Below are 21,974 nucleotides of genomic sequence, written 5' to 3'. Positions count from 1 at the left end.
GAATGATCGAACAACGAAAAGGCGGATAACGGAGAAGGGAGGTGCATGACCGTGAACAGAAAACCCGCCAAGGAATATTCGACCGAACAGCAGCTGCCGAGACTGGGGACGAAGCCTTACCTGGATTTGCTGGAACGGACCGCGAATTCCGATACGGACCGCGATTCCGCGCTTACCGGCCTCCTTATGCTCTGGCTGGGGGACAGTGTGTTGGATGTGATGGATATTCATTTGTCCGATTATGACATCACGGAGAGCAAGATGGATATTCTGCTGCTGATCTCCCTTCATCAAGACAAAGAGCTCGTTACCCCTTCTTCCATAGCGGACCGGCTCGGAATACGCCGCTCCTCAGTGACGTCTTTATTGAACTGGCTCGACAAGAGAGACCTGATCATCCGCGAGCCGTACAGCAAAGACGGGCGAATGACACATATCCGGCTTAGTCCCGAAGGGAGCGAGTTGGTTAAGCGGGTGCTGCCCGAATTCTGGTCCACCTGCGCGTCCCTCGTCGAGGAATTGGATAAAGAGGAGCAGGAGCTGTTTAATAGGATGCTCGTTAAGCTTAACAGAGGCATAGAAAAACGGCTCGGAACCGGCAGATAATTTTTTTGATCATGTAGTTAGATAATCTAATCATATATCTGTTTTAAATCCAATCAACTTGAGGTGAAAGTATGAGTAATCAAACCCAACTTACGAATGCTTCTGTCGTGCGCAGAAACTATTCTCTTATGACCGTGATTTTGTGCTGGTCCGGTCTGGCGGTCATGTCCAGTCTGTATGTGACAATTCCCCTGATATCGGTTTTTGCCCGGCTGTATGACATAACGCCGACAGAGGCGGCCGCTGCGGGAAGCACGTTTTCGATCGGCTTTGCTCTCGGGTGCCTCATATATGGCGCTCTGTCCGATAAATACGGGCGAAAGAAGGTTATTTTTACCGGTCTTCTTGTTCTGACGCTTATTTCGCTCCTGTTGGGCACTGTCCATACTTTTGCGTGGATCGTAGTTCTCAGAGGACTTCAAGGAGCGGCGGCAGCCACTTTTTCTCCGGTAGCGCTTGCCTATGCCGTGGAAATGTATCCGGCGGAAAAACGCGTGACGACCATCGGTTTTATCAGTACGGGATTTTTGACAGCCGGAATTGTGGGACAGGTGCTCAGCAGTCTGATCAGCGAGCAGTACGGATGGAACGCGGTCTTTTATGTGCTTGCCGGTGTTTACGCGCTGACTGCGGTTCTGGTTTATGTATTTCTTCCAAAAGGAGGCGCCCAGCAGGCTCACGCGAATATTTGGGAGCCGATCAGACAGATCGGGCAAGTTTTTGTCCGTAAGCAGCTCGTGCTCAGTTATGTGGTCGCTTTCGTTCTGCTCATGTCTTTTGTGAACATGTATACGGTGCTGGGCAGTTATTTAAGCGGAGCTCCCTTCGATCTGGATAAACAGGGAGTTTTGGTTGTCCGGTCCATCGGAATCGCGGCCATGCTTCTTTCGCCGTTTGCCGGACGTGTCTCGAAACGCTTCGGAATACACATGACACTGCGGGGGTCTCTGGCGCTGGCGGCAGCCGGATTGGCTTCGATGGGGCTGATCTCCAGTCTGCCGGTTCTCGTTGCGGTAAGTCTCGTATTCGTGGCGAGCATCGCGCTGGCGGTTCCTTCACTCGTCTCTCTCGTCGGCCAGTTGGGCGGTAAACTGCGCGGAATAGCGGTGTCCGTCTATACGTTCGTTTTGTTTGCGGGAACGAGCTTCGGTCCGGTGTTGTCGCTTTCTTTTATGAAAAGCTTCAGCTATCCCGTTACGTTCCTTCTGCTCGCTTCCATTTTGTGCATAGGTTTGGCGGCTGCCTGTCTGATTGGCCGGGAGGAGCCTTTGGAAATTAAAAAATCGCGGTAAGGGAACGCATCGGCTTGTGCCGGGAGGTTTTTAACAACGCGCCTTCAACAAACACCGGGAAATGAAAAGGGAGCCATCTGTCCGTATGAGCGAACGGGTGGCCTTTTTTTGTTCGCCGGATGCAAATAAATGTAAATAAGCTTCTGGTAACGGCGGCATAGATTGTGCTACGATTTCATCTAGAACGGAGTGAAGGTATGGAGAAAACCAGAGAGAAAACCAGAGAGAAGACCAGATTATTGATCATCGAAGATGAAGAGGCTATTGCGGATTTGCTTGCTTACGGGCTGAACCGGGAAGGGTTTGAGGCTTTCACCGCCCATTCGGCGGCGGAAGGCTTACTCAAGATCGGCCAGGTGCGGCCCGATCTGCTTCTGCTTGACTGGATGCTGCCGGATTTGAGCGGGCTCGAAGTATGCAGACAGGTCACGGCCGCCTATAAAATCCCGATCATTATGATTACGGCCAAATCGGATATTACCGACAAGATTCAAGGGCTTGAATACGGGGCGGACGACTATATGACAAAACCGTTCGATTTGCGCGAGGTGGCTGTCCGCATCCGGACGGTGCTGAGGAGAGTCAGCCAAGCGAACGTAACGCCGGAAGCGCCGGCGGGTGCCGTGATCCGGTTCAGGGACATCGAAATCGTCGAGCACGAAAGAATCGTCACAATCGGCGACGAGGCTGTCGATCTGACACCGAAAGAATTCGATCTTCTTCTCACGCTGTGCAAGTACAAAGGCAAGATTTTCACCCGGACGGAACTGCTGGATTTCGTATGGGGCTACGATTATACCGGAGATACGAGAACGGTGGACATCCATATTCAGCGGCTGCGCAAAAAACTGGGAGCGGGCGATCTGATCGTGACGGTGTTCGGGGTGGGATACAAATTTGAAAAACAGGTGGATTAACGGCATGTTCTCGACCATCAGAGCCAAATTTCTGATCGGGCTGTTCGCGATCTTTTCCGTTTCTTTTCTGCTGCTGAATCATTTCGTCGTCCGGATTATTGAAACCAGTAATGAAAAGATCATTACCCAAGACTTGATCCAGCTCAAAAACAACAGCAGCATTTACGTCAAACAGGCGTTTCTGATTAACCATTTCAACACGGATGACATGTACTTCCAGCAGATGGCGGAGGAAATGGTCCGGGATCTGAACCATGTCACCTCCAGTCATACAAGCGCTTATTCGGTTGCGGGAGATCTTATCTTTGCTTCGGACGAAGCGAAGTTTTTGTCTGCGAATGCGGACGATCTTCAGTATGCGCTGGACGGAAAAACAGCCTACCGGATTCAATACACGGACGAGAAGGCGGAAGTGTTTTATGCCTATCCGGTTATTGTCGAAGGCAAGAAAGTCGGCATTCTGCGGTTCGGCAAAGATTTTTCATTGCTGTACGAACAAAGAAAACACATTCTGGACGTTTTCTCTTCCGTGACGATCGCCATTTTTATTGCGGCGTTTGTTTTTTCCTATCTGCTGTCCAGAAACATTACGATTCCCCTCATCAAGCTCACTAAAGCGTCTTCGGAAGTAACGAACGGCAACCTGAATATCAAGATCGGTTTCCGCAGAAAAGACGAAATCGGGCAGCTTGCGCACAACTTCGGCAATATGATCGTGCAGATCAAGAAACAAATTCAGCGGATCAAGAAGGATCGTGACCGATTGGAAGAACTGAACCGGCATCGTAAGCAATTTTTCGATCATGTCACGCACGAACTGAAAACGCCTCTTACTTCAATCATCGGGTACGCCGAGCTTATCCGTGAAGTAGGCAGCCGGGACGAAGCTTTTTTTGCCAAAGGAATGAATCATATCGTGAGTGAAAGCAAACGGCTGCACGAAATGGTGCTTCAACTGCTCACCCTATCCAGGGAAACCGGCGGACAGGATGCGGCGGAAACGATCGAACCGGGCCATATTCTGCGTGACGTATGCGACGGAATGCTGCTGAAAGCCCAGAAGTACAACAAATTCATTCATTGTGAGGCGGACGAAAACCTGTCCCTGGTCGCGGACCCGGCTAAAATCAGGCAGCTTTACATCAATATTATCGACAACGCGATCAAATACGGCCGGTCTCCGTCCACGGTTCATGTCAAAGCCGAGAAACTGCCGGGATTCGTCCGGATTTCCGTGAAGAACGAGGGGGAAACGATCCCGTCCGGAGAATTGGCTAAAATTTTCGAGCCGTTCTACCGGGTAAGCGGACCGGCCGACGGGGAAGCCGGCAGCAGCGGTCTGGGTCTGAGCATCAGCAAAGCGATTGTAGACGGGCTCGGCGGTACGATCGGGATAAGGAGCGCCGAACAGGTGACGGCGGTCCTCATCGAATTGCCTTACGAGGCGGCCGGGGAGGGGGAAGCAGGATGACAAAACGATCTATGCTGAGCTTGCCGCTTCTTTTGGCGGCATTAGCTATGCCGGCCGGCTGCGCGGGTTTGCCGAAGGCGAAAACCATCGTGATGGGAGACACGGCGGTAGACGCGCATACGGAAGAGGAAAGCACCGATTTTGAAACGAACAAAATTTACAAACTCTCCTTGCCCGGAAACAAGGCGGTGGATGTATGGGGATGGATGTCTTCCCGACTTCTGCTCGGTTCTTACAAAAACCAGGAGACGAAACTGGATATCCAACTGGTGGATTACCGGAATTTGTCCGCCGTGAGTTTGACCCCGCTTGCGGGGGATGCGCAGACCGGGAAACCTTCACCCGACGGGAAGTATATGGCCTATACGGGCCAGTCCTCTACCGGGGAGACTTTGTATATACTCGATCTAAACACGTCGCAAAGCTTCGCCCCCGGGATACCGGATAAATGGAAAGGGATTACCAGCGCCATGACTTGGTCCAACAACGGCCGGTACTTGTCTTTTACGGTAAAAAGCAGAGAGTACGGGACCGAATCCATTGTCGTATATGACATGAATAGCCGGACATCGCAGGAAATTCCTCTGCCGAGATGGCAGGAAAACAGCGAGGCGCCCGCTCCACGGGTGTTGAAACGCGATAGCAAATATACGGTGATTTCGGTTAAATTTGCGGACGACGGCAGCACGGCCCTGATGGGGCGGATAGGCGAAGATGGTTCGTATGTTACTCTCGGAGCGGTAACGGAGGATAAATGGACCCGCAAGTTCGAACATTCGGCCAGTGAGCGGCAGTTTGATTATGTGAACGACAGCCAAATTATTTTCCTCGACGCCAAAAACACACTGACGCTTTACGACGAGCGCGATGAGAATACGGTCGCACTGTCTGCGGGGGTCAGCACTTTCCGCCTGTCCGGCGATAATAAAACGATCGCCTACGCAAAGGACGAAGAGTCACTCTACGTCGCAAAGCTGCAGGGCCATAACATGATCAAGGAGAAATTGGTCTACAAAGGTCTTGTGTTGTCCCAAATGGACTGGAGTCCCGATAATAAGAAAATTTTGATAACGGGCTGGAAGTCTTACGACAGAGCTCCTGCTACCGGCAATCCGGAACAAACTCCGCTTGTGATCGAATTCAAATAGAATCAGCTTCTCCTAATATGGAGCGCCAAAGAAACGTACCTCCTTCGCGGACAAATTCGTGGTGATATACACAAGAAAAGCACCTTTCCAAATGCTGCGCTAGCATGAGGGAGAGGTGCTTATTTCACGGAAAATTTTGTCCTATTTTCATTTCATTTCATTTTATTAGAGTATGCAAATTGGGCGGGGACAACGAACTCTTTTACGTTGACAACAGTAAGTCCGTCTTTAGCTTTCATATCGCCGGGTCCTTTTATCCATTTTATCACTGTTTTCTTAAGGCGATGATTTCTTCCTCAGACAGCCCGGAGGACTTAGCTATGGCAGCTGTATCCACCCCATGCTTGAGAAGCTCCAAAGCCATCTGGATCGCTTTCCTTTTCTCGCCGCGAGCTTCCCCTTCAGCCAGAGCCTCTTCAATCATAGAAGCTTTATCATGCAGATACTTTTGCCTGTCTTCATACAATCGGCGTGCCTCGGCATCCTGACTAAGAAATTCCAATGTGTCCATTGCTTTTTTCAATACAGGCTCGTTCATCGTCAGCACCTCCCAATTGGATTTATCGACACCTTTTAAGAAAAGTAACCAATTGACTAATCCACCACTTTCAAATTTTATAGAATAGACAGGAAACAAAAAACACCCAAACAGGGTGTTAAGTAAATCTATCTTAAGATTAATTTTCAATTACAATACGGTTTAATTTGAGATTGACCAAATTTGCAATTGAATCACCAACAGGGCAAGTTTCTTCTAAAAATTGAATAAATTCTTCAACTCGTTCTCTGGGTGCGTCTGTTTTGATATAAAAAGTATAACGAATGTCAGAATAGCCTGGACGAACATCGGATTTTTTAAAGAACCCATCCAAATCCAGATCCCCTTCCACCTCAACTCGAAAGTCTTCAAGATTGATATCAAACTTTTTCGCATAAACTCGGGCTACTATTGACTGACAGGCACCTAACGAACCTAGGAGCGCTTCAACTGGATTCATCCCAGTGTCCGTTCCTCCCAGACTTTTAGGTTCGTCAATAGTAAACTCAAAATTTCTTGAACTAACTTTTACAACAACACCTTCTTGCAAGTGTGCTGATGCCTTAAATGTTGTAGTAGCTATTTTACTCACTCCTTTGGATTAAATAGATTCAAGATAACAATACCATATAATTCCGACCTTATGGTCCAGTTCGTGTTTTATTTATGACTGCAAAAAGCACAATACCCCGCTTTCCAAGATAACTGGAGGAGATTACATCTAAATGGATCGAAACAGAGCAGTTCGCCTATTAGAAAGATGGATATCTTTCGATGGCATGGATCACGAAGATGGGTGGGAAGTGGCTCCTAGCGAAACCCCGGTGTGGCCTCATGTACAGCATACAAGGCGTGCTATTGAATACGCCATTCATGGGAAGCAAAAGGTTCCAGGCTCTGAGGCACTTTTACGAGTTGATCGTTTAAGATAATGAACATTAAGAATGGATTTAAAGCCATCAATTACTTTTTATGATTTCATCAAAAGAAGTTAAATGGATTTCCGATAAAATAAGAAGCTTTGAATTCCAACATTCAAGAACTTCAATTTTTTTAGCTGTTGCATGTTTAACTCTCTCATGGACTAAGACAATCCCCTGTCTCCGCCCCGACGGCGTGCAGGGAGTTTTTCGTTCAGACACGGATTTCCAAAATGGAAACATTTTGTTTACAAGTTAGAGAGCTTTCTTTTACAAGCCGGGTTTATAACTATAGATAACACCCGCTAGCGCCGGCGGAAGAAATGTGGATGGGGGAGGATGCCGGAATGAAAAGAATGTTTCTGCTGCTCGCGACCCTGCTGCTCGCGACCCTGCTGCTTCTTACGACGACCGCTGCCTGCGGTGGAGGGGGGCGGACGCAAGCCCCGGATTCCGGCGGCACTTCACGCGGAGAAAACAAGAACGGTAAAAAGACCGTGGTCGTTTCGATGCTTTTTCTCGATGAGGTGTTCAGGGAAGCGAAAAAGAAATTCGAGCAAAAGCATCCGGATGTCGAGATTCGGCTTACGTACGTTCAAACCAAAGACAACTGGAAAGAAGGCGATCGGGTGAAGTTCGTCAAATCGACGAACACCGAGATGCTGTCCGGCAAAGGTCCTGACGTACTCGTTTTGGACCCGCTGCCAATGGGGAAATACGCGAGTAATAACGCGCTTGCTAATCTGAGCGGGCTCATGGATCAAGATCCTTCTTTCCATAAAGACCTGTACTTCGGCAATATCTTGGACAATCTCTCCATAAACGGAGCCCTCTACGGAATGCCGATGCGTTTCATATTGGAAACCATGGTCGGGGATGAAGGGGCGGTCAAGAAGGCCGGAGTCCGCATAGACGACAATGTCTGGACCTGGAATGAATTTGCCGAGACAGCCAAGGCTATGAAAAAAAACGGTTCTCCGGCAGCCTATGCCGCAAGCCCGCCAAGCTTGCTGAATGCGAGGGTCAAAGCCGATTATCCGGCCTTTGTGGATGAACCGAACCGGAAGGCGAAATTCGATCAAGTTTCTTTTATCAAGCTGCTTAACGAGGTTAAGGCGTTATTCGACGGGAACGTGATGGCGAACAAGGCGGCAGACGCTTCCTTCAAAAGCATCTACATTCAAAATCCCGAGGAATTTTTCAGTTTTCCCCGGGCTTTGTACAAGCAGCCCAAGCTTTATCGGAGTCCGCTGGCCGCCGGGCAGAAGCCGGGGGGATTCTTTCTGCCTTACCAGACCCTAGGCATTAATGAGAATTCCGCTGTGAAAACGGAAGCCTGGGCGTTTATCAAATTTATGCTGTCCGATGACATACAGGATGTCAAAGGGTTAGGCGGGTTTCCGCTGAACAAGGACGTTTACGGCAGGCAGCTGGATCAAATGTTGAAGAACGGCAAAGTCAAGATCGAGGACGGCCCCGAGGAAGGCGGAACCGTGGACGTTAACCCCGCGGATATCGAGTACCAGAAGCAGCTGATTTCCGGGCTGAGCCACCCGATCCCTACGAATACCTCCATGGTCGAGGATGCGCTGCTTATAGAGTCCAAATCGTTTTTCGCCGGACAGAAATCGGCGGAAGAAGCGGCCAAGGAGATCCAGGATCGTGTGAATGCGTATCTGAACGAATAACCGGTGAAACTGCCGGGCGGATCTTCCGCTTCATGACCTGAGCGGGCCCTATTCCGCATTTTAATGATTCATTCTAGCTTCTGATGATAGCCTCTGCAGGATGAAGAAGCCTATAATGGCGCTAAGATACGGTTGTAAACGGGTCCGTCAGGATACTCCGACATTAGAAAAGGGGATTCGTAAGGTGTATACAATCTTACTGGTTGACGATGAATCAACGACGATTAAATTGATGCGTTATATGCTGGAGAATTCCAGGTTTCCGGTTCTGCGCATTTTCGAGGCTTCCGACGGGAAAGAGGCGCTCCGTATGATGCACGAGTACGGGGCCGATCTTGTCGTAACCGACATAAGCATGCCTTATATGACCGGCCTGGAGCTGTGCCGTCAGCTTTCCAGGGAGTTCCGGTACACGCCCGCCATCATCGTGTCCGAGCACGATAAATTCGAATATGTGAGGGAGGCGCTAGTCTGCGGAGTGAAAGATTACCTCTTGAAGCCGCTGTGCAAAGAGCGCTTTCTGTCTTCCGTACGCAGGACGCTGGAGGAGCTGCCGGAAACGGTTCATACCATCGGCGAGACCTCGGACAGATGGAGAGGGCTTGCGGATACCTGGGTCGAAGCGGTGCTTCAGGAGAACCGCCCGGTTCAGGAGATGACGGGCCGCAAATGGCTGGCTTCACTGCAATCGGCGCCCCCTTATCTGTGCCTGAAGTGGCACAGTGCCTTTCACCGCATCCTTCTGCAGAGCGCCGCAGCCAAGCTCGAAAGAGAGGTCGAGTGCTCTCTGCATCCTTATCACGGACAAACCGGCGCCGAGCTGACGAACTGGGTCATAGGCGATTTCAAAGCTCTGCAGCATGCCGTGAAACTGGCGGCTTATACGGATAACCAGCGCATGATCTATAACGCGCAGAAATATATCCAGCAGCACTACAACAAGGAAATCACGCTGGAAGAACTGGCTTCGTCCGTGGGGTATTCCGCTCCTTATTTCAGCTATCTGTTCAAACTGAAAACCGGGATCTCTTACATGGCCTACCGCACCCAACTGCGGTTGAAACGGGCTCAAGAGCTGCTGCTTAAAAGCGACAAGCCGATGCCGCAGATCGCCAGCGAGGTCGGTTACAACGATGTAACGAGCCTGATCCGCGCCTTTAAAAAAGAGCTGGGCTACACGCCTTCGGATTACCGGAAAGGCGGCTTTGTTTAAACGGCGGAAGCGGGAGAAGCCGGAACTCAAATTTATGGAGCACATAACTGTTTTTAAATTAAAACGCTTAAACTTACTTGGAAACGCGTCATGGAAAGGATTCATTCAGAGGAGATGACTAAACCGGGAGACCTCGTCCGATGCGGGGCTGCCGGGTCTCTTCATCCGGGAGAGCGGGCGGTGAACGGCAGGACAGGAATTGCAATATTCGGAGCAATGAGCTATATTGGACATGTGATTAGATTATCTAACTAAAAAAGAGCGGGATGAAGAGAGGTGAAGAAAATTGTGCTTTTATAGTTAGATAATCTAATTAAATATAGTTGAAAGTACGTGATCTCCATGAAAGAAAGGCAGCAGACAACAGACCGGCCGGACCGGTCACACTCTATCATGAGCGTACGCGGCATGCTCAAAGAGATGTTTGTACACACAAAGGCCCACTGGGGCCTGCTTTTGACCGGGGCGCTGGCCGTCCTGTTCATTTCGTTCTGTGAATTTATCATTCCGCAGCTGACAAAAACCGTTATCGACAACATTATTCCAGGCAAAAAGGTAGACGCCCTGCTGGAAACGGGCGGGCTGCTTGTTCTGACGGCTCTCGTGCTCGGACTCCTTCATTTTACTTCAAGTTACGTTATGACCGTTGTCAGCCAGAAGGCCATTCTCGGGCTGCGCAATAAACTGTACACCCATACGCTAAGGCTGGATGTGAAGTTTTTTGACCGCAGCAGGACAGGGGATCTTATGGCGAGATTGACCGGAGACGTTAACCAGCTTCAGGAGCTGGTGTCAGCCGAGAGCCTATCCATTCTTGCCGATTTTGTCACTTTCGTCGCGATATGCGGCTATCTGTTTTATGTGGATTGGCAGCTGGCGCTTTTGACGGTTGCGCCCCTGCCTTTTTTATTTATATCGTCCCGTTTTTTCAGCTTGCGGATCAAAAGCGCGTATAGACGGGTGCGTCAAATCTCCGCCGAGCTGAACAACTTCCTGCAGGATACCCTGTCCGGTATCCGCATGATCAAATCTTTCGCAAGCGAAGAAAACGAAGAAAAGCAGTTCGTGAAGCTGAGCGACCGGAACCGGATCGCAGCGGTTTCGGCATCGCGGCTTTCGGCGCTCTTCTCACCGCTGACCGATTGGCTCAATTATATAGGGATGACGCTTGTTCTTCTGTTCGGAGCCTGGCAGACGATGCAGGGTAACCTGACTGTGGGGGAAGTCGTCGCGTATCTCGCTTACCTGCGCCTACTGCAGGCGCCTATCCGTTCCTTCAGCAGGCTGGTTACGAAAATCCAGCAATCGGCAGCGGCCTTCGAACGTATCCGGGATATTCTGGATACGGTTCCGGAGGTCCGCGACCAGGAAGGCGCGATTGTGCTGCCGCCCGTTAAAGGCGAAATCGTTTTCTACGACGTTGATTTCGCTTATGACGAAGGGCAGCCTGTGCTCGAAAGCTTCTTTTTGAAGCTTCGCGGGAACGAGACGACGGCTCTGGTCGGTTCGTCGGGCTCCGGTAAATCCACCATTGCGGACCTGATCGCCCGTATGTACGACGTGCAGCGGGGAGATATCTACATAGACGGCTACCCGCTGAAGGCGGTCACACAGCAGTCTCTCCGAAACCAACTGGGAATCGTATCGCAGGAAGTCATTCTGCTGAACGGCACGATCCGCGAAAATATCGCGTACGGACAGCCTGCCGCATCGGGCGAACAAATCGAAGCGGCCGCGAGAGCCGCGAACGCGCACGAGTTTATAACCGCTTTGCCGCAAGGCTATGACACTCCGATAGGGGAAAGAGGCGTCAAACTGTCCGGCGGACAGAAACAGCGGCTGTCTATCGCCAGAGCCTTCCTGAAAGATCCCCGTCTGATCATCCTGGATGAAGCGACGGCAGCCCTGGATACGGAATCCGAGCAAAAAATCCAGCAGGCGCTGTCACGCCTTCTTCCCGGCCGGACTTGTCTGGTCATTGCCCACCGGCTATCCACGATTCAGAATGCCGATCAGATTGTCGTTCTGGAACATGGAGAAATTGTGGAATATGGAAAGCATGACGTTCTTCTTCGCCGAAGCGGAAGGTATAAAGAACTGTACAGGATGCAGTTCCCTTGAAAGTACCGGCGAAGCGGCAGGATTCAGACTTACAGGACCGCGATTACCGCGGTCTTTTTATTTTAATGATGTGGTGTGAGGAATGGCGTAAGACGAAAGATGGCGAGAGCTCAGACTGACGCAAGTTTTTACGAAGCAAAGTGTCCGTCCGGCCTTAAAATCAACAAAAAACCCCCACGCCATGATCATTTGCGTGAGGGAGATGAAGGGAACGGGGTTAGACTTTAGCCGCCCATATTTCAATTTCAATTTTGAGTTCGGGCAATCCTAATTCCGAGATATAGCCGACCGTCATGGCGGGATAATTGAGGCCGAACAATTCGGCCCATTTTTCATATAGAAAATCCCAGTCGATTTTTTGGGTAGCCCATATATTGACTTTAATAATATGTTCGGATGATAGTTCCTCAGCGTGCAAGACGGTTCGGATATTATCGAACGTATTCCGGATTTGTTCGTTCATGCTATCGGGAATGTTACCGTGCGGATCCGCTCCGATTTGACCGGAAGTAACATACAGCTCTGCATTTCTTGGAATTTTAGTAATGTGAGTGTAGTTGCCTACGGGGCTGTATACACCTGCCGGATTTTTTCGAATGATTTTGGAGTTTTCCATTTTATATGACCTCGCATTCTATAAATGACCTGCCGTTTTCACTACTCACTTTTGGACAGACTTCACCCATAAAAGTGAATTCTAGAAAAAAACAGCGGTAGAGTATCCGTAACCGGCGGACAGAAACCCCAAAGACTTTTTCTTCATGGATCGGATACCCCTTTCCTTATACATGCGAAGAGAACAATTTGAATAGATTGTAAACCAAATCTTAGGGGGTGTCAAAATTTATGACGGTCAAAAATGTTTGAACGGTTGTAAGGAAGACCACCCTATGAATAAGGGCATACGCATTTACCATTTTTTATCATTGACTCCTTGGAAAGCTACCCTTTATGATGTGGTTAAGCATTACTTAAACGTTTCAGTACTTAAACGATTCAGCACTCAAATGAAGGGGGAAACATCATGTCCAAACGCTTATTTTCCGCCGGAATTGCCGTTCTCTTGAGCGTGACCGGCTTAACCGGTTGCGGAAACGATCAGCCTTCGCCTTCCGCGCAGCCGCAGGAACAGGGCGGAGGAAATGCGCAGCAGAAGGAGCTCAAACCCGAAAGCGGTGCCAAACTCGTCGTATGGGAATCGAAGGGTCCCGAACTGGATTATTTAAAAACCGTCGCCGCAAGCTTCGAGAAGGAATACGGAGTTCCCGTAAAGGTGGAGCCCGTCCCGGCCATCGATACCGTGAAAAAGCTGACCACCGACGGTCCGGCCGGAATCGGAGCCGACGTCTTCTCCGCGCCGCACGACCAGCTCGGCAATGCCGTCATGACCGGCCTTGTGCTGGAAAATGACGCTTTCGGCGAAGAGGACAAAAAGCAGCTGCTGCCTTCGGCTTTGGAAGGCGTCAGCTATTCCGGCGCCCTCTATGGATTTCCGACGGCCATCGACACGTACGCGCTTTTTTACAATAAAAAAGCGATGCCTCAAGCTCCGAAAACATACGAGGAGATCGTAAAGTTCGCCGAAACCTACAACGATCCGGCGAACAAAAAGTTCGCCCTGATGTGGGACGTCGGACAGCTGTACCAGTCGTATTCGTTCCTTGCCGGCTACGGAGGTTATGTTTTCGGCGGCAAAGGCACCGATCCGAACGATATCGGGCTGAACAGCCCGCAAGCGGTCGAAGGAGCCAAGTATTTGCAATCGCTTAAAAAGATTCTGCCGCTGAATATCCACGATATCAACGACAATATAATCACGGGCTTTTTCCAGGAGGGAAAAACAGCCTCCGTCATTAACGGGTCTTGGCTTATTTCCAGCTTGTCCAAAGCCGACTTCGAGTTCGGCGTCGCTCCGCTGCCGCTGCTGCCTAACGGGGAGCATCCCGTAAGTTTCTCCGGCATCCGGGCCCTGTACGTCAATTCGTACACGAAGTACCCCGATGCGGCAAAGCTGTTCGCAAGCTATGCGACAAGCAAAGACCATCTGATCGAGCGGTTTAAAATGACGGCTCAGCTGCCTCCGAGGCAGGACGTCATGACGGACCCTGTCCTTACGTCCGATCCATATGCGCCCGCTTTCCTGGAGCAGGCGAAGCATTCGGTGCCGATGCCTTCGATTCCCGAGATGGGCAACGTCTGGGTGCCGGCCGGAACCGCTATTTCCTCGCTGTGGAACGAGAACCAGGACCCGGCCGCCGTTTTGACGAAGGCCGTGGAACAAATCAAAACCGCGATGAAAACAACGAAATAAGCGGAACATCAAAACCTAAGTTAGGCGGTCTGACGTATGCAAGTAAATCCAAACAATCGCCGGCACCGGATACGGGCCGCTGCGGGCTCGGCGGTACTCATCGGCCTGGGGCAGCTCTACAACAGGCAGATTGTCAAAGGGCTTCTGTTTCTCCTTTCGGCACAGCTGTTTATCTGGAGCTACTGCCCGCTGGCCCTGCGGGGAATCGCCGGACTGATCAGCCTGGGTGACGTGCCGACCAAAGTGGTCCGGGGCAAAGTCGTACCCGGCGACCATTCCATCTTTCTGATGATCAATGGAGTGATGACCTGCGTAATCGTGCTTTTGTTCATCGGGTTCTACGCCCTGAACATTGCGGACGCATGGAAGAACGGAGAGCTGAGAGACAGAGGAAAGCCCGTTCCCGGATTTCGGGCGTCGGTGAAGCAGGCGAAGTTCAAGCATTTTCCGTACCTGCTTCTGCTGCCCGCGTTCGTGTTTGTCCTTTTCGTAACGGTGATCCCGCTCGTGTTTAACGTGATGATCGCGTTTACGAACTATTCGGCGCCCGGCCATATTCCGGACCGTTCGCTGGTCGATTGGACCGGACTCCGGACCTTTTACGACCTGTTCGCCCAGAAAGCGTGGCGGTCGACCTTCCTCGGCATTTCGCTGTGGAATATCGTCTGGGCGGCGGCCTCCACGATAACGGTCTTTTTTAGCGGACTCCTTCTGGCGATGATGATCAATCACCCGCGTATCCGCTTCAAAAAGTTCTGGAGAACCGCCTTTATGCTTCCCTGGGCCGTACCGCAATTCATTTCGATTCTGGTGTTCCGCGTGCTGCTCAACGGCTCGTTCGGTCCCGTCAACGGGTTTCTGGCCAGCCTCGGCTTGCCGCCGGTGTCCTGGCTGTCCGATCCGACGATGGCCAAAGCGTCGATTCTGCTCGTGAATCTGTGGTTCTCGACTCCTTTTCTGATGGCGCTGATGGCGGGGATCTTGACGACGATGCCGCGCGATCTGTACGAAGCGGCGGATGTGGACGGGGCTACCGCGGCGCAGAAATTTTTCGGAATTACGCTGCCGCTTGTGAAGCTCGCCACGGCACCGATTTTTATTATGCAGTTTGCGTTTAACTTCAATAACTTCAATCTGATTTATTTGCTGACGGACGGGAAGCCGAACAATCCCGATTATTATTACGCCGGAAGTACGGATATCCTGATTTCGTGGATTTTCAAAATGACGCTGAATCAGAGCCAGTTCAATATGGCCTCGGCCGTCTCCATCATTATGTTTGTGTTCATTGCCCTGTTCTCCTTATGGAATTACAGACGGATGAAGGCACTTTGAGAAGAGGAATGGGTCTGCATGAGGAAATTTAAAGACAATCTGACCGTTATGGGGATCTATCTCGTTTTTATCGCGCTACTTGTCGCAACGGTTTACCCGATTCTGTGGGTGATCGGCACTTCGTTGAATCCGGGGCAGAGTCTCCTGGTCAGCCGGATGATCCCGGATCATCCCACTTTCGCCCACTATGCCGAATTGATCAAGCAGACGGATTTTGTGCTGTGGTACCGCAATACGGTCAAGATCGCCCTGGTGAACGCCGTCGTGTCGACAACGCTTGTGGCCGCGACGGCCTATGCCTTCTCCCGGTTCCGGTTCAAGGGCCGGCAGCAGGGATTGATGACCTTGCTCATCCTGCAAATGTTTCCGGGCTTCTTATCCGTCATGGCCCTATTTGTTCTCCTGCTTCAGACGAAGCTGCTGGACACGCACCTGGGCTTGATTCTCATTTATGCGGGAGGCTCCGTTTCGATGGGAACCTGGGTGATGAAGGGGCATTTCGATACGATACCGAAGAGCCTGGAGGAGGCGGTATTCATAGACGGGGGGAGCCACGCCGACGCGTTTTTTAAAATCATTTTCCCCTTGTCGCTGCCGGCGGTTACTTTCGTCGCTCTGAACAGCTTCATCACGCCGTTTATGGATTTTATTTTGCCGCAAATCGTACTGAGGTCTTCGGAAAAAATGACGCTGGCCCAAGGCTTGTACAGCATGGTAGCCACCGAGACGAATTCGAGCTTTACACTGTTCGCCGCCGGAGCCGTGCTTGTGGCTCTTCCGATTACCTGCCTGTACATGTATTTCCAGAAGTATCTCATCCACGGAATTACGGCAGGGGCGGACAAAGGATAGAGAATAGAGCGGAATACTAGGAGAAAAAGGAGCAGACCATGTTACTGGAAGCGATTGACCACCGGTCGGGGCAGGCTTACTGCTATGCCTACGACGAGCGTACCGTGCATATCCGGCTGCGCACGAAGAAAGACGATGTTGACACGGTGCACGCGCTGCACGGAGACAAATACGATTGGGAGCGGACTGCTCTTGAAACAAGGCTGTACAAAACGGGCAGCGACCAATTGTTCGACTACTGGCAAGGAGAGCTTGTCCCGCCGCATTACAGATTGAGATACGCTTTTAAACTGACTTCGGGAGAAGAGGTCGTATGGTTGACGGAGAAAGGGTTCGGCACGGAAAAATCGCAGGATCCGCTCACTTTTTTCGATTATCCGTTTTTGTGGCCGCAAGAGGTGCTGAAGCCGCCGGCTTGGGTGAAGGAAGCCGTCTTCTATCAGATCTTCCCCGACCGATTCGCGAACGGAGATCCGGCCAACGATCCCCCGGGCGTCCGCCCGTGGAGCGACTCCGATCCGGGGCCGTACGATTTTTACGGCGGAGACCTGCAGGGAGTGTACGACCGCATCGACTATTTGACTTCGCTCGGCGTAAACGCGATCTATTTTACACCGCTGTTCGAAGCGGCGACGAACCATAAGTACGATACGGCCGATTACAGGAAAGTCGATCCGGCTTTCGGGGATACGGCGCTGCTGAAAAAGCTGGTTGCCGCGTTCCACGAAAGAGGCATCCGCGTGATCCTCGATGCGGTGTTCAATCACAGCGGAGAAGGATTTGCTCCGTTCCGGGATGTGCGCGAGAAGGGCCCGGAGTCTCCTTACCGGGACTGGTTCCACATCAAGGAATATCCGCTGCGGACGGAACCGAGACCGTCTTATCACTGCTTCGCGTTCGAGTCCCACATGCCAAAGCTCAATACGGCCAATCCCGAGGTCAGAAACTATCTGCTTGACGTGGCGGAGTATTGGGTCCGGGAGTGCGATATCGACGGCTGGAGGCTGGACGTGGCCAACGAAGTCGATCACGAGTTCTGGCGGGAATTCCGCAAGAAGTTGAAAGCGCTGAAGCCCGATTTCTACATCCTGGGCGAAATCTGGCACGATGCGATGCCGTGGCTTCAGGGGGACCAGTTCGACGCGGTCATGAACTATCCCGCCACCGACGCCATTCTCGACTATTTCGCCAAGGGCGAAATCGATGCCCGGGAGCTTGGCAGCCGGATAAACCGCCTGCTCGCTTCCTATCCGCAGCAGGTGAACGAGGCGGCCTTCAACATCCTGGGCAGCCACGACACCCCGCGGCTTCTGACCCGGATACCGGACGAGGCGAAAGCGAAGCTGGCGGTTCTGCTCCAGTTCACGCTCCCCGGAACTCCCTGCATTTATTACGGGGACGAAATCGGAATGCAGGGCGGACCTGACCCCGATTGCCGGAAGCCGATGCAGTGGGATACGGCCCGGCAAAATCACGGCCTCCTCGCGTTTTACCGCATGCTGATCGAGCTGCGGCGGACACGCCGCGCTTTGAGTGAAGGCACTTTCCGGTTTGTTTACGCGGAGAAGGATCAGCTTATCGTGCTGAGAAAGAACGCGGAGGAGGAGCTTTACATCTGCGTGAACAACAGCAACCGGGAGGCGTCCTGCCACGTTTTCGAGCCGGAACCTGTCTCGTCCGCCGCGAATGGGCAAAGCGGGCCTCTGCCGGGCCGGGAGAGAGGCAGCCGCATCCTGCCCGAAGCCGAAGTGATTCTCGGCCAGGGGTCGTTTGTCCGGACCGAGAACGGCCTTTCGGCAGCGCTGCCTCCGTTCGGCTGGCTGGTCGCATCGGTGCCCCTGGGGCGGTTTGACACCGGACAAGGGGATATGCTTTAATCAACCTAAACGTTTAAGTAGGAGCGATTAGGATGAAGAAAGCAACCATCAAAGATATAGCCAAAGCGGCGGGCGTCTCCATTGCCACCGTTTCGTATATTTTGAACGATGTGAAGACCCAGTCCATCTCGGACGAAACGCGCGTCAAGGTGATGAAAGCCGCCCGGCAGCTTAAATACGTGGCGAACCGGACCGCGCAATCGTTAAAAATCAAAAAAACGGGCCTGATCGGCATTTTGCTGTTTCAGGAGCACGAAGACCAGTACTGGTCCGATTTTAAATATGCCAAAACGGTAAGCAAAATCGAACAGATTTGCGGACAACTCGGATACCATATCATTTTTATGCAGGTCCGAAGCCAGCTTTCGGATTACAAAATGATCATGGAGCGGAATTTGGACGGCGTTTTCCTTCTTAATGCGGATCAGGAACGGTTCGGCACGATCTCGAATTATTTCGGTTTCGGTATACCCGTTTTTGTCATCGACAGTTATATCGACGATTCGCTGTTTCACAAAATCATTCCGGATTTCGCGCAAAGCTTCCGGGCTTGCGAGGCTGCACTTGGCGGGCGGCCGGAGTTTCTGGTCACGGATGCTTACAACAACGCGAAGCTTGCCGGTTTCATTCGGGAACAGTCCGGATTGGAGGATGAACGGATTTGCACGTATGACAGTCCGGAACAGCTGAACGAATTTCTGGCGCGTTTTGAAGGCAAGCCGGGGATCGTGATCAACGAATTTCTGGCGCTTGAAGTGCTGAAAAAAACGACCCGCATTGCCGCCGTATGCACGTGCCATTGTCCGCAGGTCCTTCCCGGTACGGTAGGGAGGATTACGTTCGATTTGAATGACTATCAGGAAATAGTTCATAAAATGGATCGTTACATTCAAGATGCGGACTATGTAGATCCTGAAAAATTTTACTACTTGTCTGGCACTCCGTAACGATCCGTTTCAAAGGAGAGTTCACGGTGAGTTCATCGCGGTTAATTGAAATCAATCCTTTTTATTCTCATACCTTGAAAAACGAGCGGACGATTTATGTGTATTTGCCGCCAAGCTATCACTCGGACGACCGGAAAAGGTATCCCGTCCTGTATATGCAGGACGGCCAGCATGTTTTTTTCAAAGACCGGAAGGGCGAGTCCTGGGATGTTCATCTCACCGTCGACGAGCTGACTGCGCAGGGCAGGATGAGAGAAATCATCGTCGTCGCCGTTTCGCATGTGGAGGACGCGCGCATCGCCGAATATATGCACGCCAATCCGGACGGCCACAACATTTTTAACACCACGAATCAAGGCGAATTATACGAAACGTTTCTCGTCCGTGAAGTGAAACCGTTCATCGATTCCACCTACCGGACCTTGACGGAGAAAGAACATACCGCTCTGATGGGTTCGTCCGCCGGAGGACTTGTATCTTACAACATCGGCTTCCGGCAGCCGGAAACGTTCGGCATGATCGGAGCGTTGTGCCCTTTCTTCGTAAGCGTAGATCCGGCCACGATGGAAGACCGGTGGCTGAGCTGCGTCTATACGGATAAAAAACCGCTGAAAATATGGATGGATGTCGGGGACGCGGAAGGCTTCACGGTTATGGAGAAGCATGTGAGACAAGTGGCGGATACGCTGATGGACGCGGGCTACAAGCCGGGCGGCGATTTCATGTACTATTTCGCCGTCGGCTCGGGCCATTCCCAGAAAGACTGGGCGGCCAGGGTCCATGCGCCTCTTCTGTATTTTTTCGGCGAAATCGGAACTCCTGTACGCCTAGATCTTCACGGCCCGGAAAGAATCGGTCTGCAGGGTCCGTCCTGCGCGCTTAATCCTGTCGTTCATTATGACAGCGGCTTTATGATGACCGATCTGGACGCGGACTATGAAGTAACGGACCCGGGTATCGTCGAGGTGACGGCCGAAGGCAGGCTCCTTCCTAAGCGGGAAGGAAGCGTCACCGTCCGCTACAACGGGCAGGGGCTCACGGCGAGTCTGGACTTGACCGTGGTTCCGCATCTTTCCGATACGGTCAGCGTTACGATGTTCGTCGAAGTGCCGGTCTGCACGCCGAAGACGGATACGCTCTATGCGGGCATCGAATTGCCGATGATCGGAGAAAGGCTCTACGGAGGCACGTTCCAAGTGCCGCGGGGTATTTCCTTCGAGTTCCGCATTTCGCGCGGCCTCGGCAAGCACGAAACGTACGCAAGCGGAAAGGAAATACCTTACCGCAAATTTACGGCCCGCGAGGGGCTGGAGCTATCTTACAAAGTGGAACACTGGGTTGACGTTCCGCCAGTAACGGAAGCAAAGGAGGCGGCAAACGGATGAAGAGTCTGTCGAGTTTGTTGAAAATCGAACAGTTTTATTCGGCCTTTCTGAACAACCGCCGCGATCTGTTCGTTTATCTTCCGCCCGGTTACAGCGAAGAGAGCGGCAGGCGTTATCCGGTATTGTACGTACATGACGGACAAAATATTTTTCATCCTGCCTTCAACGGCTATTCGTGGAACCTTCATGAAACGGTAGACCGGCTCGTTCAAAACGGTCTGATGGAAGAAATCATCGTGGTCGGCATCGCGAATATGGGCATGCAGCGGTCGGATGAATTCACTCACGAGCTGGAAGGCGTAGATTATTTGAGCGACAAAGTGGAAATTCGGCCGAAAGGGCAGCTTTACGAACAGTTCATCACCGATGAATTGATGCCGTATATCGATTCGCTGTTCCGCACGAAAAAAGGGCCGGAGCACACGGCCATGATGGGATCGTCCCGGGGAGGTCAAGTGACCTACCATATCGGCATGCGCCGCCCGGACCTGTTCGGGAAGCTGGCCATCCTGTCGCCCTATTTTTACTGCGTCGATCCCGTAACTTTGGAGGAAGCGCGTCAGTATCATACCTGGACGGATAAAGTCCCGTTATCCCGGATCTGGATCGATTTGGGGAGCTGCGAGGGCACGCTGATTCTGGAAAAGCATGTGCGGGAAGCGACGGAAAGCCTTCTGCGGCTGGGCTATAAACCGGATGACGAGCTCGTTTATTATCTGGACCCGACCGGCACTCATTCGGAAAAGGACTGGGCCGCGAGAGTGGCGTCTCCGCTTCTTCATATGTTCGGGAAAAAAGGAACTCCCGCCAAGCTCAGCCTGGAGGGAGAAGGAATCGCAGGTATCCGGGGACCGGGAATACGTCTGAATCCGATCGCGGAATTTGACAGCGGGTTTAAAATGTCGCTGCTAAGGGCGGATTACGCGGCCGAAGACGGGACGATTCTGGAGGTGCGTGAAGACGGCACCCTGGTGCCCGGGCGTGAAGGGGAGACCGCCGTTAAGGTGAGTTACGGCGGCCTGTCCGCAACACGGCCGATCCGTGTCGCCGGAGAGCTCAAGGAGCATGTCACGCTTGAGCTGCTTGTGCACGTGCCTGCGGATACGCCGGAAACCGCGGCCTTGTACAGCTGGATTCCGCTTCGCAGAGAAGCGGGCGAACCCGCCGTATATTCCGCACGACTCACCGTTCCGCTTTATGCGGCTTTTGAGTACCGGATCAGCCGGGGGGACGGAGCCGTGGAAGCGGATCAGGCCGGACAGGCGGTTACGCGCTTTTACAAGGCAGAAGCTGACGGCCGGCTGGAACTAACGGTACACAGTTGGAAGAGTCCTCGGTAAGGGAAGAGGGAGG

General features: G+C 51.9%; 17 protein-coding genes and 1 pseudogene. 15 read left to right on the top strand and 3 right to left on the bottom strand.

From position 1 onward, the window contains the following. The first annotated feature begins 45 nt into the window (after positions 1-45). From HMPREF1207_RS01230 to HMPREF1207_RS01210, 5 genes are all read left to right on the top strand, one after another. On the top strand, positions 46-606 hold the full coding sequence (locus tag HMPREF1207_RS01230; protein ID WP_009674648.1) for a MarR family winged helix-turn-helix transcriptional regulator: 561 nt from the start codon (positions 46-48) through the stop codon (positions 604-606). A 71-nt stretch (positions 607-677) separates the two neighbouring features. Next, positions 678-1,898 carry an MFS transporter gene (locus tag HMPREF1207_RS01225; protein ID WP_016423381.1) on the top strand — a complete coding sequence of 407 codons (1,221 nt, stop codon included), beginning with the start codon at positions 678-680 and terminating at the stop codon, positions 1,896-1,898. Positions 1,899-2,095: 197 nt separating this feature from the next. Continuing rightward, positions 2,096-2,815, top strand: a complete 720-nt coding sequence (locus HMPREF1207_RS01220; RefSeq protein ID WP_009674621.1) for a response regulator transcription factor — start codon at positions 2,096-2,098, stop codon at positions 2,813-2,815. A 4-nt stretch (positions 2,816-2,819) separates the two neighbouring features. Then, on the top strand, positions 2,820-4,286 hold the full coding sequence (locus HMPREF1207_RS01215) for a sensor histidine kinase (protein ID WP_009674649.1): 1,467 nt from the start codon (positions 2,820-2,822) through the stop codon (positions 4,284-4,286). Next, complete coding sequence (locus HMPREF1207_RS01210) at positions 4,283-5,434, top strand: TolB family protein (protein WP_009674624.1); 1,152 nt, start codon at positions 4,283-4,285, stop codon at positions 5,432-5,434. The genes HMPREF1207_RS01215 and HMPREF1207_RS01210 overlap by 4 nt, the downstream gene beginning before the upstream one ends. Positions 5,435-5,699: 265 nt before the next feature. On the opposite strand, the pseudogene HMPREF1207_RS01205 reads toward HMPREF1207_RS01210, so the two are convergent. Both HMPREF1207_RS01205 and HMPREF1207_RS01200 read right to left on the bottom strand, forming a co-directional pair. Next, a pseudogene (locus tag HMPREF1207_RS01205) lies at positions 5,700-6,041 on the bottom strand (Rpn family recombination-promoting nuclease/putative transposase); the annotation flags it as partial. Positions 6,042-6,111: 70 nt separating this feature from the next. Continuing rightward, the gene (locus tag HMPREF1207_RS01200; protein ID WP_036739767.1) at positions 6,112-6,555 is read right to left on the bottom strand and encodes an OsmC family protein; all 444 of its coding nucleotides are present in this window, start codon (positions 6,553-6,555) and stop codon (positions 6,112-6,114) included. 684 nt (positions 6,556-7,239) lie between these two features. Here HMPREF1207_RS01200 and HMPREF1207_RS01195 point away from each other — a divergent pair. The 3 genes from HMPREF1207_RS01195 to HMPREF1207_RS01185 all read left to right on the top strand — a co-directional run bounded on the left by HMPREF1207_RS01195 (position 7,240) and on the right by HMPREF1207_RS01185 (position 11,914). After that, positions 7,240-8,580 carry an ABC transporter substrate-binding protein gene (locus HMPREF1207_RS01195; RefSeq protein ID WP_009674633.1) on the top strand — a complete coding sequence of 447 codons (1,341 nt, stop codon included), beginning with the start codon at positions 7,240-7,242 and terminating at the stop codon, positions 8,578-8,580. Between the two features lie 184 nt (positions 8,581-8,764). After that, positions 8,765-9,793 (top strand): response regulator transcription factor, encoded by a 1,029-nt coding sequence (locus HMPREF1207_RS01190; RefSeq protein ID WP_009674639.1) that lies wholly within the window; start codon positions 8,765-8,767, stop codon positions 9,791-9,793. 393 nt (positions 9,794-10,186) lie between these two features. Then, complete coding sequence (locus HMPREF1207_RS01185) at positions 10,187-11,914, top strand: ABC transporter ATP-binding protein (RefSeq protein WP_231391993.1); 1,728 nt, start codon at positions 10,187-10,189, stop codon at positions 11,912-11,914. A gap of 217 nt (positions 11,915-12,131) precedes the next feature. Here HMPREF1207_RS01185 and HMPREF1207_RS01180 read toward each other — a convergent pair whose 3' ends face one another. Next, positions 12,132-12,530, bottom strand: coding sequence for a RidA family protein (locus HMPREF1207_RS01180; protein ID WP_009674637.1), 399 nt, complete (start codon positions 12,528-12,530; stop codon positions 12,132-12,134). A gap of 408 nt (positions 12,531-12,938) precedes the next feature. Between HMPREF1207_RS01180 and HMPREF1207_RS01175 the strand changes: the two genes are divergently transcribed. From HMPREF1207_RS01175 to HMPREF1207_RS01145, 7 genes are read left to right on the top strand one after another with little or no spacing between them, the layout of a single operon-like run. Continuing rightward, positions 12,939-14,225 (top strand): sugar ABC transporter substrate-binding protein, encoded by a 1,287-nt coding sequence (locus HMPREF1207_RS01175; RefSeq protein ID WP_009674635.1) that lies wholly within the window; start codon positions 12,939-12,941, stop codon positions 14,223-14,225. A gap of 36 nt (positions 14,226-14,261) precedes the next feature. After that, on the top strand, positions 14,262-15,560 hold the full coding sequence (locus tag HMPREF1207_RS01170) for a carbohydrate ABC transporter permease (RefSeq protein ID WP_009674636.1): 1,299 nt from the start codon (positions 14,262-14,264) through the stop codon (positions 15,558-15,560). An 18-nt stretch (positions 15,561-15,578) separates the two neighbouring features. Further along, a complete protein-coding gene (locus HMPREF1207_RS01165) occupies positions 15,579-16,412 on the top strand; it encodes a sugar ABC transporter permease (protein ID WP_009674641.1) in 834 nt (277 codons plus the stop codon). A 38-nt stretch (positions 16,413-16,450) separates the two neighbouring features. Then, on the top strand, positions 16,451-18,289 hold the full coding sequence (locus tag HMPREF1207_RS01160; protein WP_009674628.1) for a glycoside hydrolase family 13 protein: 1,839 nt from the start codon (positions 16,451-16,453) through the stop codon (positions 18,287-18,289). Positions 18,290-18,321: 32 nt separating this feature from the next. Continuing rightward, positions 18,322-19,236 (top strand): LacI family DNA-binding transcriptional regulator, encoded by a 915-nt coding sequence (locus tag HMPREF1207_RS01155; protein WP_009674645.1) that lies wholly within the window; start codon positions 18,322-18,324, stop codon positions 19,234-19,236. Positions 19,237-19,262: 26 nt separating this feature from the next. Further along, the gene (locus HMPREF1207_RS01150; RefSeq protein WP_009674622.1) at positions 19,263-20,621 is read left to right on the top strand and encodes an alpha/beta hydrolase; all 1,359 of its coding nucleotides are present in this window, start codon (positions 19,263-19,265) and stop codon (positions 20,619-20,621) included. Beyond that, positions 20,618-21,961 (top strand): alpha/beta hydrolase, encoded by a 1,344-nt coding sequence (locus HMPREF1207_RS01145; RefSeq protein WP_009674631.1) that lies wholly within the window; start codon positions 20,618-20,620, stop codon positions 21,959-21,961. Before HMPREF1207_RS01150 ends, HMPREF1207_RS01145 begins: the two co-directional genes overlap by 4 nt. Positions 21,962-21,974: the final 13 nt, after the last annotated feature.

The sequence above is a fragment of the Paenibacillus sp. HGH0039 genome, assembly GCF_000411255.1.
GTDB lineage: Bacteria > Bacillota > Bacilli > Paenibacillales > NBRC-103111 > Paenibacillus_F.
Note: the sequence above shows the minus strand (reverse complement) of the source record. Positions and strands in the feature narration are given on the sequence as shown.

Excerpts from the sequence above, each read along its gene's own strand:
- HMPREF1207_RS01230 (WP_009674648.1), top strand. The coding sequence starts at position 46 with ATGACCGTGAACAGAAAACCCGCCAAGGAATATTCGACCGAACAGCAG.
- HMPREF1207_RS01225 (WP_016423381.1), top strand. The coding sequence starts at position 678 with ATGAGTAATCAAACCCAACTTACGAATGCTTCTGTCGTGCGCAGAAAC.
- HMPREF1207_RS01220 (WP_009674621.1), top strand. The coding sequence starts at position 2,096 with ATGGAGAAAACCAGAGAGAAAACCAGAGAGAAGACCAGATTATTGATC.
- HMPREF1207_RS01215 (WP_009674649.1), top strand. The coding sequence starts at position 2,820 with ATGTTCTCGACCATCAGAGCCAAATTTCTGATCGGGCTGTTCGCGATC.
- HMPREF1207_RS01210 (WP_009674624.1), top strand. The coding sequence starts at position 4,283 with ATGACAAAACGATCTATGCTGAGCTTGCCGCTTCTTTTGGCGGCATTA.
- HMPREF1207_RS01195 (WP_009674633.1), top strand. The coding sequence starts at position 7,240 with ATGAAAAGAATGTTTCTGCTGCTCGCGACCCTGCTGCTCGCGACCCTG.
- HMPREF1207_RS01185 (WP_231391993.1), top strand. The coding sequence starts at position 10,187 with ATGAGCGTACGCGGCATGCTCAAAGAGATGTTTGTACACACAAAGGCC.
- HMPREF1207_RS01180 (WP_009674637.1), bottom strand. The coding sequence starts at position 12,530 with ATGGAAAACTCCAAAATCATTCGAAAAAATCCGGCAGGTGTATACAGC.
- HMPREF1207_RS01175 (WP_009674635.1), top strand. The coding sequence starts at position 12,939 with ATGTCCAAACGCTTATTTTCCGCCGGAATTGCCGTTCTCTTGAGCGTG.
- HMPREF1207_RS01170 (WP_009674636.1), top strand. The coding sequence starts at position 14,262 with ATGCAAGTAAATCCAAACAATCGCCGGCACCGGATACGGGCCGCTGCG.
- HMPREF1207_RS01165 (WP_009674641.1), top strand. The coding sequence starts at position 15,579 with ATGAGGAAATTTAAAGACAATCTGACCGTTATGGGGATCTATCTCGTT.
- HMPREF1207_RS01160 (WP_009674628.1), top strand. The coding sequence starts at position 16,451 with ATGTTACTGGAAGCGATTGACCACCGGTCGGGGCAGGCTTACTGCTAT.
- HMPREF1207_RS01155 (WP_009674645.1), top strand. The coding sequence starts at position 18,322 with ATGAAGAAAGCAACCATCAAAGATATAGCCAAAGCGGCGGGCGTCTCC.
- HMPREF1207_RS01145 (WP_009674631.1), top strand. The coding sequence starts at position 20,618 with ATGAAGAGTCTGTCGAGTTTGTTGAAAATCGAACAGTTTTATTCGGCC.